We start from the raw sequence: 11,593 nt of genomic DNA, 5'->3' as shown, positions 1-11,593 counted from the left end.
AGCGGCGGCGCTGCGTCTTCCGGGGTCCGCTACGGCAGGTTGTGCACGTGCGGGCCCACCGCGTTCGACCAGGCGTTGCCGGCCGTCGCGTCCCAGTTGGTCGACCAGGTCATGGCGCCGCGCAGCGACGGCCAGGTCTGTGCGGGCTTGAAGGAGCCGCAACCGGTGCCCTTGGTCAGGCAGTCGAGCGCGTTCTTCACGATCTGCGGGTCGACGTAGCCGCTGCCCGCGCCACGGGTGGAGGCGGGGACGCCCAGACCGACCTGGGACGGGTCCAGGCCGCCCTGGAGCTGGATGCAGGCGAGGGCGGTGAGGAAGTCCACCGAGCCCTGGCTGTAGACCTTGCCGTCGCATCCGAGCATCGCGCCGCTGTTGTAGTACTGCGTGTTGACGACCGTGAGGATGTCCTTCACGGCCAGCGCGGTCTTGAAGTACTCCGTGCCCGTGGACTGCATGTCGATGGTCTGCGGGGCCATCGTGAGGACCATGGAGGAGCCCGCCTTGGCGGAGAGCTGGCGCAGCGCCTTGGTGAGGTAGGTGGAGTTGACGCCGTGCTCCAGGTCGATGTCGACGCCGTTGAAGCCGTACTCCTGCATCAGGGCGTACGCGCTGTTGGCGAAGGCGGTCGCGGTGGCGTCGCTGTTGATGGTGACGTTGCCCTTCTCACCGCCCACCGAGAGGATCACGGACTTTCCGGCCGCCTTCTTGGCCGCGACGTCGGCCTTGAAGTCGGCGACCGAGGCGTAGCCGACGGCCGGGTCGAGGTTGAAGGTGATCTGGCCGGGCGTGGTGGTCGAGTCGGCGAAGGAGACGGCGATGATGTCGTACTGCGCCTGGACGTCACGGAGCTTCTGGACCGTCGCGCCGTTGTCGAAGTTCTGCCAGTAGCCGGTGACCGCGTGCTTGGGCACGGCCGGGCCCGGACCCGGGTCGGTCGGCTTGGCGGTGCGGGCCGTGACGGCGGCGGACTTCGCGGACTCGCCCGCGGAGTTGGTCGCCGAGACCTGGAACTGGTACGCGGTGTCGGCGGTGAGCCCGGTGACGGTGGTCGAGGTGCCGGTCACCGTCTGCGGGGCGGCACCGTCCCGGTACACCTTGTAGGCGGTGGCGTTGGAGACCGCGCCCCAGCTCAGGGCCACGGAGCTGGTGGTGACCGGGCCGGCGGCGAGGCCGGCGGGGGTGGCCGGGACGACCGGGTCGGGGTCCTGGCCGCCGCCCCCGTCGGGTCCGAAGACGCTCACGTCGTCGACCGAGTACGGGGAGGTGCCGTACCAGCCGTGGGTGTAGATCTCGACCGAGGTGGTGCTCGCCCCGGTGGTGAAGCTGGTGGTGAGCTGCTTCCAGGAGGGGCTGTCGGGCGTCCAGGTGGAGACGGAGCCGCTGCCGGTCCCGGTGTTGTTGGCGCCGAGGTAGGCGTAGCCGCCCTGGACCCAGGCGCTCAGCGTGTAGGTCGAGTTCGGCTTGACGGCGACGGTCTGCACGCACTTGGCGTTGTCGAGGCCGGCCGGGGTGGCCCTGAGCGCGCCCGCCCCGGAACGGACCGGCGAGGAGACGACGGCGCCGCTGCCCGCGGAGCAGGACCAGTTGGCGAGGCCGTTCTCGAAGCCGGCGTTCTTGGCGACGTTGACGTCGGCGGCCTGTGCGGTGCCGGCTCCGCCGACGAGGGCGAGCCCGGCGCCGACGGCGAGCGCGAGGGCTCCGCCGAGCCAGCGGCGTCCGTGCGGACGGGTGGTGGTGCGGTCCACGAGCATCCTCCGGTGGGGGAGTTGGGGATGTGGAGGTGCCGTACGTCGTCGTACGGAGGGGAGGTGCGGGGTACGGGGGTACCGGCGGCGGCCACTGCTCTCGCAACAAGTTGGTCCAGACCAATCACATTGTCAATACCTCCGACGACGAAGGGCGTTCGGGCTCGGAGGACCCGAACGGGGAACGTCGACCCGGAGTCGGGGGGACGGCTTGGCGGATTGTGTGTTCACCACCCCGCGGGACGTGGATAAGGTGCAGAGACGGCGGCACCCTGCGGTGACGCCGCGAACGCGGTAAGTGATCCGCGGTCCCCGGGACACCGGCGACCGGAGGGGACGGGGGGTCCGACATGCCGGCAGCGATCGCGGTCACCAGCGCCGACCTGGTGCTGCCGCCGACCGATCCCGGGACCCCGCAGGCGGTCGTCCTCCCGCCCCCCGACACCCGGCCGCTCGACGCCTCCCTCGCCGACATGCAGCAGCTGCTCTCCCGGTACGGACACGTGGTCGTCGTCTGCCCCACCGCCGCCCCGGCCGCCGTCGAACACCGGCTGCACACCGTCCGCGCCCTCCTGGAGAGCGACCGGATCGCCCTGGTCAGAACCGACCTGCCCCCACTCGGCGCAGCCGTCCTCGTCCGCCAGCTGCGCCAGCTCGCCGGCTGTGACTTCAGCCCCGGCGTCCTCGCCTCCGCCGCCCGACTGCTCGCCCACTACATCTACGCCGGCGCCGTCCTCGGCTCCGTGTCCCGGCTCGACCGGGTGCCCGTCAGCCTCGGCTCCCACCTCAAGGGCTGGCTCCCCGGCGCCCACTTCGCCGTCCTCGCCGGCCCCACTCCGCAGATGGTGCGCCTCGGCTCCGGCAAGAAGGCCGCGTCCGCCGGCGACTCCCTCGCCGGACCCGAGTTCGGCACCGAACTCCTCCTCGCCCGCGGCCAGCTCCAGACCGACTGGCCCACCACCACCCTCGCCCCCCACTGGCGCGTTCCCGGCCCCGTGCACGAGGCCCCGTTGCCCGCGTCCTCGCCCGACTGGTGGGGCACCGGAAAACTCGTCGAGTTCGCCGCGTACCTGCCCGACCTGCCCGTCCTCTACCAGCTCGTCTCCTCCGTCCGGCGCGAGACCTGCCACTGGTGCGGGATGGAGCTCATCGGCGACCGCTGCGGCTTCTGCGCCGCCCCGCTGCCCCCGGCCGCCCCGCCGCCCGACCCCGGCCCGCACGCCCTCGGGCCGGGCCCACGGGCCGGGACCCACGCCCTGGGGCCGGGCGCGCCCCACCCCGCCCCCGGCGGACCCGCGGCCCGCGCCGCGCTGCCGTGAACGGGGCACTGAGCGGGGCACTGAGCGGGGCCGTGCACGGGCCACCGAACGGGCCCGGGGGGAGGTCCGCCGCGAGCGGCCCCGCCCACCGGGCCCGGTCGACCACCACCGGGCCGCCGACCGCCCCGCCGACCGCCGCGCACCGACCGCGACCCCCCGGCCGCGGACCCCGACCCTCCGATCCCGGCTGCGGACCCCGTCCCTCCGCCCCCGGCCGCCCGGCACCACCCCGACCCACGTCCCCGACCGAGGAAGTACGGCCATGAACTCCCGCCAGCGCCGCGGCGTGATCCTCCTGCTGCTCTCCGTCCTGTGCGCCCTCGGCGCCTTCGCCGGCGTCCTCGCCGTCATCAGCGACGTGAACTCCAAGGTCGGCCCCGAGACCACGGCGTACCGCCTCCGCAAGGACGTGGAGCCCTACCGACCCCTGCGGGCGGACCAGTTCGAGAAGATCTCGCTGCCCGAACGCTGGCTCTCCCCGACCGCCGTCACCGACCTCCGCCAGATCGAGGGCAAGATCGCCGTCACCCGGCTCAAGGCCGGCTCCCTCCTCCAGCGCGACATGATCGTCGAGCGCCCCCAACTGCAGCCGGGCCAGCAGGAGATCGCCATCATGGTCGATGCCGCCACCGGAGTCGCCGGCAAGATCACCGCGGGCGCCACCGTCAACATCTACGCGACCTTCGCCGGCGAGCAGAAGGGCGACCCCGACCAGTCCCGGATGATCGTCGCCGGCGCCCGCGTCCTCGACGTCGGACAGCTCACCCCCGTACGGGACCGCAACGACCGCAACGACCGGGCCACCTCCACCGTCCCCATCACCTTCGCCCTGTCCACCCTCGACACCCAGCGCGTCGCGTACGCCGAGTCCTTCGCCGAGCACGTGCGCCTCGCCCTCGTCGCCCCGTCCGCGGCCGGCTCCCCCGCCGACCCCGGCGGCGACCGCACCTACACGCTGGAAAAGGACAAGTGAGGCCGGCATGACCACCAGGATCCTCCCCGCCGTCGGCGACCCCGACGCGGCCCGGTCCGTCACCACGCTGCTCAGCCAGCTCCCCGACGCCGAACCCGCCCCGCCGGTCACCGACTCCACCCAGCTCGTCGACGCCCTCGCCCGCCTCGCCGCCGTCTCCCTCGACGAACTCCCCGAGGTCGTCCTCGTCCACGAGCGGATCGGGCCCGTCCCCGCACTCGACCTCGTCCGCGAGGTCGCCCTCCGCTTTCCCGCCGTCGGCGTCGTCCTCATCACCGCCGACGCCAGCCCCGTCCTCTTCTCCGCCGCCATGGACTCCGGAGCCCGGGGCCTCGTCACCCTGCCCCTCGGCTACGAGGAACTCGCCAGCCGCGTCCAGGCCGCCGCCCAGTGGTCCCTCGGCGTCCGCCGCCACCTCGGCGCCGCCGCCGACCCCGTCGTCGGCCCCGGCGGCACCGTCGTCACCGTCAGCGGCGCCAAGGGCGGCGTCGGCGCCACCGTCACCGCCGTCCACCTCGCCCTCGCCGCCCGCGCCTCCGGACGGAGCGTCGCCCTCGTCGACATGGACCTCCAGAGCGGCGACGTCGCCTCCTACCTCGACGTCCAGTTCCGCCGCTCCGTCGCCGACCTCGCCACCATCACCGACATCTCGCCCCGCGTCCTCCAGGACGCCCTCTACGTCCACGAGACCGGCCTCTCGCTGCTCCTCGCCCCGGCCGAAGGAGAACGCGGCGAAGAGGTCACCGACCGGGCCGCCCGCCAGATCGTCAGCGCCCTGCGCGGCCGGCACGAGGTCGTCGTCCTCGACTGCGGCTCCCGACTCGACAGCGCCAACGCCGCCGCCATCGAAATGGCCGACACCGCCCTCCTCGTCACCACCCCCGACGTGGTCGCGGTACGAGCCGCCAAACGGACCGTCCGCATGTGGGAACGCCTCCAGGTCCGCAAGGCCGAGGAGAGCACCACCCTGGTCAACCGCCACCACCGCGCCACCGAGATCCAGCCGCCCCTGGTCCAGAAGATCACCGGCACCCGGATGGCCCCCGTCGCCGTGCCCGACCACTTCAAGGAGCTCCAGGCCGTCGTCGACGCCGGCCGGCTCCACGACCTCGACGCCAAGTCGACCGTCAAACAGGCCCTGTGGACGCTCGCCGGCGAACTCGGCCTGGTCGGCGCCCCGGTGGCCGAAGCGTCCGGCAAGCAGCTCGCCCGCGCCGGCGACCGCGGCTCCCTCGGACTGCGCCGCCGCACCGGAGGACGCTGACCGATGCGTACCCACCGGGACGGCGACGGCGGACAGGTGGCCGTGGAGTTCCTCGGCATGGTCCCGCTCATCCTGCTCACCCTCGCCCTGCTCTGGCAGGTCGTCCTGGTCGGGTACACGTACACCCTCGCGGGGAACGCGGCCGACGAGGCGGCCCGGGCCTACGCGGTCGGCGACGACTGCCACGAGGCCGCCCTGCGGCACTTCGACGGAGCCTGGAAGGCCACCCCGAGGTGCGGAGCGGACGGTGCCGGCATGGTGACCGCGGTGGTGAGCGTCGAAGTCCCCGTCCTCGTCCCGGGCTTCGGCGGCCTCTTCCGGGTGGTCGGCAAGGCGGGCGCCATCGACGAGAGGAACCTCACGCCATGAGCCGCGACCCGCGCCGCCGGACCCGCGACCCGCACCGCCGGACCCGCGACCCGCACCGCCGGACCCGTGACCGGGGGCAGGCCGCCATCGAGTACCTCGGCTTCCTCCCCGTCCTGCTCATCGTCGGCCTGGCCGGCCTGCAACTCGGCCTCGCCGCCTACGCCGCCCAACAGGCCGGCACCGCAGCCCGCGCCGCCGCCCGCGCCGCGGCCACCACCGACGACGAGAACGCCCCCGCCCCCGAAGCCGCCGGATACGCCTCCGTGAGCAGCTGGATCGCCTCCCGCGCCACCATCACCGTCAACGGCGGAACCGCCGTCGTCAAGGTCGACATCCCACGGGTCCTGCCCTTCGTGAACCTCGACCCCGTCCAGAAGACCGCCGTCATGCCGACGCCCGACGAGGAGGACCGGCCGTGAGCCTGCGCGCCCGCATCAACGCCCCCGAGGACACCGCGGGCGGCGCGACCGCCCGGGAGGACGGCCACCTCGTCGCCGCCTTCCGCGCCAAGCTCCTGGAGGAGATCGACCTCACCGAGATGTCCGCGCTCGCCGCCGCCGAGCGACGGGCCCGCCTGGAGCGCGTCCTCGGCCACATCATCAGCCGCGAGGGCCCGGTGCTCTCCACCGCCGAACGCGCCCAGCTGATCCGCCGCGTCGTCGACGAAGCACTCGGACTCGGCGTCCTCGAACCGCTCCTCGAAGACGCCTCCATCACCGAGATCATGGTCAACGGGCCCGACCAGATCTTCATCGAGCGCGGCGGGCGCGTCGAACTCCTCCCGCTCCGCTTCGCCTCCCACGAACAACTGATGCAGACCATCGAGCGGATCGTCTCCACCGTCAACCGGAGGGTCGACGAGTCCCACCCGATGGTCGACGCCCGGCTCCCCTCCGGCGAACGCGTCAACGTGATCATCCCGCCGCTCTCGCTCACCGGAGCGACCCTCACCATCCGCCGCTTCCCCCGCGCCTACACGCTCCACGAGATGATCGGCCTCGGCTCCCTCGACGAGCAGATGCTGCTCCTGCTGTCGGGCCTCGTCCAGGCCAAGTTCAACCTGATCGTCTCCGGAGCCACCGGCACCGGAAAGACCACCCTCCTCAACGCGCTCTCCGGACTCGTCCCGGACGGCGAGCGGATCATCACCATCGAGGACTCCGCCGAACTCCAGCTCCAGCAGTCCCACGTCATCCGCCTGGAGGCCCGCCCGCCGAACATCGAGGGCCGCGGCGCCGTCTCCATCCGCGACCTGGTGCGCAACTCCCTGCGCATGCGCCCCGACCGCATCATCGTCGGAGAGGTCCGCGGCGGAGAGACCCTCGACATGCTCCAGGCCATGTCGACCGGCCACGACGGCTCCCTCGCCACCGTCCACGCCAACTCGGCCGAGGACGCCCTGATGCGACTCCAGACCCTCGCCTCGATGTCCGAGGTCAAGGTGCCCTTCGAGGCGCTCCGCGACCAGATCAACAGCGCGGTGGACGTCCTCGTCCAGCTCACCCGCCACCCGGACGGCACCCGCCGGATCACCGAGATCTCCGTCCTCGCCTCCCACGGCCGCGAACGCTTCCTGCTCGCCACGGTCTGCCGCTTCCACGCCCAACCGGTCGCCGCCGACGGGCGGGTGTACGGACAGTTCGCGCACCACCCGCTGCCCCGCCGCGTCGCCGAACGCCTCTACCTCGCCGGCCAGCCGGTCCCCCAGGCCTTCGGCGTGGCCCCGACCGACGCCCACCTGGCCACCCGAGAGGCGGAGTGATGACCGACCCCTTCTGGCTGACCGCGGGCGTCACCCTGCTCGGCTGCGTCCTGGGCGTCATCGGCGTCCAGCTGTACGCGAGCGGAGCCCGCCGCCACGCCGCCCTCGTCGCCCGCTTCGACGAGACCGGTGCCCCGGAGAACGCCACCGGACGCCGCCGGCGCCGCTTCCGCGGCCTCGACCGGAGGATCCGCGGCACCGCGCTCGGCCGCAAGCTGGAACTGCGCATCGCGGCGACCGGACTCGACGTCACGCCCGGCGAGTTCACGGTCGCCCTGACCGCGACCGTGGTCGCCCTGTGGGTCATCGGACAGGCCGCCCTCTCCCCGTTCTTCGGCCCGATCTGCGGACTCCTCGGCGTATGGGTCGCCCTCGGCTACCTCAACTGGCAGCGACAGAAGCGCATCGAGAAGTTCATCAACCAACTCCCCGAACTCTCCCGCATCCTGGCCAACGCCACCCAGGCCGGACTCGCCCTCCGGATGGCCCTCAGTCTCGCCGCCGACGAGATGGAGGCCCCCGCGGGAGACGAACTGGAGAAGGTCGCCCAACAGCTGGCCGTCGGCACCTCCCTCGACGACGCCCTCGGAGAGCTCGCCGAACGCCTCCCCTCCCGCGAGCTCGTCGTCCTCGTCACCACCCTCGTCCTCGCCAACCGGGCCGGCGGCACCGTCGTCTCCTCCCTGCGGAACCTCACCGAGACGCTGGAAGAACGCAAGGAGACCCGGCGCGAGGTCCGCACCCAGCTCTCCCAGGTGAGCATGACCGCCTACTCCGTACCCGTCATCGGAATCGGCTCCCTCCTCCTCATCGACAACATGCAGCCCGGCGCCCTGGACCGCATGACCGGCTCGACCATCGGCCAGTTCGCCGTCATCGCCGCGTTCGCCCTGTACGCCGTCGGCTTCGCCGCCATCCGCCGCTTCTCGAAGATCGACGTGTAGGGACCGCCGCCGTGGAACTCCTCCTCGCCCTCCTCGCCGGGCTCGCCGTCGCCGGCATCGCCTACGGCCTGCGCCTCTACCGCGCCGACGCTAAGCTCCCCGACGACCTCCAACTCGCCCTGGAAGTCGGCGCCACCCGCACCGGGGCCGTCGACTCCGCCGTCGACCGGCTCGGCATGCGCTGGTCGCCGGCCGTCCTCCGGCTCATGGGCCCCAAGCGGGTCAACGCCGTCCGCCGTCGCATCGACCTCGCCGGAAACCCCGGCGGCCTCACCATCGACCGGTACGGGGCCCGACGGGCCGTCTACGGCTTCCTCGGCGGCCTCGGCGCCCTGCTGATGCTGAGCAAGGGCTCCTACCTCACCGCCCTGCTCCTCCTGGCCTTCGGCGCCTTCTGGACGGAGGTCGGCATCTGGTCGGCCGTCCGCATCCGCAAGGACCAGATCGAACGCACCCTCCCGGACTTCCTGGACGTCCTGGCCGTCGTGGTCAGCGCCGGCCTCGGCTTCCGACAGGCCCTCGAACGGGTCGCGGAGAAGTACGCGGGACCCTGGTCCGACGAACTCCGCATCACCCTGCGCCAGATGGACATGGGCGTCAGCCGCCGCCAGGCCTTCGACGAGCTGCGCCGCCGCAACGACTCGGAGCAGGTCGCCCAGTTCGTGACCGCCCTCCAACAGGGCGAGGAGCTGGGCGCGCCCATCGTCGACACCCTCATCCAACTCGCCAACGACATGCGCCGCACCGACGCGCAGAACGCCCGACGCAAGGCCGCCCGCGCGGTGCCCAAGGCCACGATGGTGATCACCACGCTGATGGTCCCGGCGACGATGATCCTGCTGGGTGCGGGCCTCTTCCTGGGCACGGGAACCGACTTCGGGTCGGTGACGGGCGAATGACCGGGCTGACAAATTCACGGCAAACGACTTCGCTGACGCAACCCGATGTGCCAGAGTGCGGACTGAGTGTGAGGGGGTGGGGCATGGACGACCGGACCGTCACGTCGGGCCGCCAGCAGGCCCACCCGAAGACCGGGGCGCACACCAGGCCCCACGGGCCCCACCAGCCGACCCGCCCGTCGGCCCACGGTGCCCGAACGCAGGCGTCCGAACGCGGAGGGGACCACGATGAACGACGCGATGCTGAAGGCCCTGACCAAGGCCCGTACCGAACTGTCCACGTGGACGGACCGACACACGAGAGACCGCGGTCAGACGGCGGTGGAGTACCTGGGGATCATCGTGGTCGTGGTGGCGATCGTGGTGGCGATCACGGGGACGGACATCGGCAACTCTATCAAGAATGCCATCACTCAGAAGATCGCCGACCTGACGGCAAAGTAGGGCAGCGGTCCCTAGGGGACTCTGGGCAAGCTTTCCCCGTTTATATTGCCGCCGTGGCGGGTCTTTTGTTTCTAGCTTTTGCCTACTTCATGGTAGGCCAGGCTGCGTTTGCGCGGAATGGCGCTCAGACCGCAGCTGATGCGGCCGCCCTCGCGGCGGCCCAAGATGCCCGGGAGCAGCTGAGGGACGGCTGGCTTGATGTGATTCTTGAGCCGGACAGGTGGGATGGATTCCCTGAAGGGGAAAACTATTTTAACTCTTCGGCTTGCGAGTGGGCTTCAAGATTTGCGGCCGAGAATTCAGCGACTTTTTCCGGTGAGGGGTGTGTTCCAATCGTTGGGGAGGGGCGAGGTTTTGAAGTGACTGTGAGTACGCTAAAGCCGCAACAGGCGGTGGCCTCTGCGAAGGCTTTGATCGAGCCGCGGTGCGTGTTTCACAGGCAAGATCCTGCACCGAGCCCTACGCCCGAGCCGTCAGTGACTGGTGAGCCTGAAGAAGGCCAAAGTGATCCTATTCTAGGGCTTGTATGTGATGGGGAGCCTTGGGAGATCGACGTAGATAGGCCTGCACTCCCGAGTGCCGCCGATTTGTTTAGGGTTCGCTTGGCTGGGTGACTTTCGGCGACGCGTGAAGGGAGTTTGAGATATGAGTGTGTGGCATGTAGTAAAGCGCTCTAAGGTAGCGATTCTCGGTGCTGTTGCTTTGGTTTCTTTTTCCTTGGCTGGATGTAGCGTAGAGGCTGGGGGTGAGGGGAAAAGTGTGTCAACTGTGAATGCTTCCTCTAAGGCCGAGGTGGAAGGTCGAGATTCGAAAGAATCCGAAGATGCTGTAGAGATACTTGCGACCGTTAAGGGGAGTGATGGAGTGGAGTTGGTCATCACCTCGGCCCGGCGGGATGTGGGTGGCTTTCTGACTCTCAAAGGGGCGTTGAAGAATCCTTCCTCGCGCCCTCTTGCGCTTCCTGGTCAGATCCGAGGCGACGAGACCGAAGTTATGGAGCACGGGAATTCCCTGGGTGGCGCCACTCTGGTTGATTCCGCTGACAAGAAACGCTACTACGTGCTTCGTGACACTGATGGCCGTCCACTGACAACGACAGGTATCGATATCCTGCCCGCAGGGAAGTCCATAGCCGTCTTCATGCAATTCCCCGCACCCCCCGCCTCCACCACCGAGGTCTCCTTCCAGCTGCCCACCTTCGAACCCGCCACGCTCAAGCTCTCCTGAGGCGACGCCATGACGACGACATATCGCCGCCTCGCCGCCCTCACCCTCGCTTCCGTGGCGCTGGGGTCCCTCACCGTCCCCACCGCTCACGCCGAGGATCCGCCCGGCTCCGCCGGTAGCGCCTCGCCCGTGCCGGTCATCGACGTCAACGCGCCGGGGTTGATGCTGCCCGACGGGGCGACGCTCGCGCCCGCCAAGGTGCTCGACATCAAGCAGATCGTCGAAGAGGAGGGCGGGCAGCAGCGCAGGGCGGACACCAATGTGGACGTGACGTTCGCGCTCCAGGCCGAGGTCCTGTTCCCGAAGGACAGTGCCAAGCTCTCGTCCGCCGCCGCTTCCCGGCTCGGTGCGATTGCCGCCGAGATCAACAAGATGGGGTCCGGGCGGGTCCGTGTCTTCGGCTTCACCGACAACCTCGGCACCTACGAGCACGGGCTCAAGCTCTCGAAGGAACGGGCCGTCGCCGTGCAGCAGGTGCTCGCGAGGGCCCTTGATCCGGGTACCACCTTCGACATTCGGGGGTACAGCGAGGACTACCCGATCGCCGACAACCGGACCGAGGAGGGCCGGAAGAAGAACCGGCGCGTCGAGATCTCCTTCCCCCGCACCTCCGGTGGGTGACGGGTCGGGGCGCGCGGCGTGGTTCC

12 protein-coding genes and 1 pseudogene are annotated in these 11,593 nt (G+C 70.6%); 12 read left to right on the top strand and 1 reads right to left on the bottom strand.

The genetic code is table 11. From position 1 onward, the window contains the following. Positions 1-29: 29 nt before the first annotated feature. Complete coding sequence (locus ACFW22_RS05800; protein ID WP_386399395.1) at positions 30-1,751, bottom strand: chitinase; 1,722 nt, start codon at positions 1,749-1,751, stop codon at positions 30-32. A 344-nt stretch (positions 1,752-2,095) separates the two neighbouring features. Between ACFW22_RS05800 and ACFW22_RS05795 the strand changes: the two genes are divergently transcribed. From ACFW22_RS05795 to ACFW22_RS05740, 12 genes and pseudogenes are all read left to right on the top strand, one after another. Beyond that, on the top strand, positions 2,096-3,064 hold the full coding sequence (locus ACFW22_RS05795; RefSeq protein ID WP_386399392.1) for a hypothetical protein: 969 nt from the start codon (positions 2,096-2,098) through the stop codon (positions 3,062-3,064). A 262-nt stretch (positions 3,065-3,326) separates the two neighbouring features. After that, positions 3,327-4,037 (top strand): Flp pilus assembly protein CpaB, encoded by a 711-nt coding sequence (cpaB, locus tag ACFW22_RS05790; protein WP_386399389.1) that lies wholly within the window; start codon positions 3,327-3,329, stop codon positions 4,035-4,037. Between the two features lie 7 nt (positions 4,038-4,044). Continuing rightward, positions 4,045-5,301, top strand: coding sequence for a CpaE family protein (locus ACFW22_RS05785; RefSeq protein ID WP_386399386.1), 1,257 nt, complete (start codon positions 4,045-4,047; stop codon positions 5,299-5,301). Positions 5,302-5,304: 3 nt separating this feature from the next. Further along, on the top strand, positions 5,305-5,670 hold the full coding sequence (locus ACFW22_RS05780; protein ID WP_386399383.1) for a TadE/TadG family type IV pilus assembly protein: 366 nt from the start codon (positions 5,305-5,307) through the stop codon (positions 5,668-5,670). Further along, positions 5,667-6,089: a TadE/TadG family type IV pilus assembly protein gene (locus ACFW22_RS05775; RefSeq protein ID WP_386399380.1), complete on the top strand. Its 423-nt coding sequence runs from the start codon at positions 5,667-5,669 to the stop codon at positions 6,087-6,089. Before ACFW22_RS05780 ends, ACFW22_RS05775 begins: the two co-directional genes overlap by 4 nt. Further along, on the top strand, positions 6,086-7,432 hold the full coding sequence (locus tag ACFW22_RS05770) for a CpaF family protein (RefSeq protein WP_386399376.1): 1,347 nt from the start codon (positions 6,086-6,088) through the stop codon (positions 7,430-7,432). The genes ACFW22_RS05775 and ACFW22_RS05770 overlap by 4 nt, the downstream gene beginning before the upstream one ends. Continuing rightward, positions 7,432-8,376: a type II secretion system F family protein gene (locus ACFW22_RS05765; protein WP_386399373.1), complete on the top strand. Its 945-nt coding sequence runs from the start codon at positions 7,432-7,434 to the stop codon at positions 8,374-8,376. The genes ACFW22_RS05770 and ACFW22_RS05765 overlap by 1 nt, the downstream gene beginning before the upstream one ends. A gap of 11 nt (positions 8,377-8,387) precedes the next feature. Further along, positions 8,388-9,275, top strand: coding sequence for a DUF5936 domain-containing protein (locus ACFW22_RS05760; RefSeq protein ID WP_386399370.1), 888 nt, complete (start codon positions 8,388-8,390; stop codon positions 9,273-9,275). Between the two features lie 228 nt (positions 9,276-9,503). Further along, positions 9,504-9,719, top strand: coding sequence for a Flp family type IVb pilin (locus ACFW22_RS05755; protein ID WP_384874710.1), 216 nt, complete (start codon positions 9,504-9,506; stop codon positions 9,717-9,719). 35 nt (positions 9,720-9,754) lie between these two features. Then, positions 9,755-10,333: pseudogene (locus tag ACFW22_RS05750) on the top strand (pilus assembly protein TadG-related protein); the annotation flags it as partial. Between the two features lie 250 nt (positions 10,334-10,583). Further along, positions 10,584-10,946 (top strand): hypothetical protein, encoded by a 363-nt coding sequence (locus tag ACFW22_RS05745; RefSeq protein WP_386399365.1) that lies wholly within the window; start codon positions 10,584-10,586, stop codon positions 10,944-10,946. A 9-nt stretch (positions 10,947-10,955) separates the two neighbouring features. Next, positions 10,956-11,567, top strand: a complete 612-nt coding sequence (locus ACFW22_RS05740; protein ID WP_384874705.1) for an OmpA family protein — start codon at positions 10,956-10,958, stop codon at positions 11,565-11,567. Positions 11,568-11,593: the final 26 nt, after the last annotated feature.

This window comes from Streptomyces sp. NPDC058872 (assembly GCF_042743065.1).
Taxonomy (GTDB): domain Bacteria; phylum Actinomycetota; class Actinomycetes; order Streptomycetales; family Streptomycetaceae; genus Streptomyces.
Note: the sequence above shows the minus strand (reverse complement) of the source record. Positions and strands in the feature narration are given on the sequence as shown.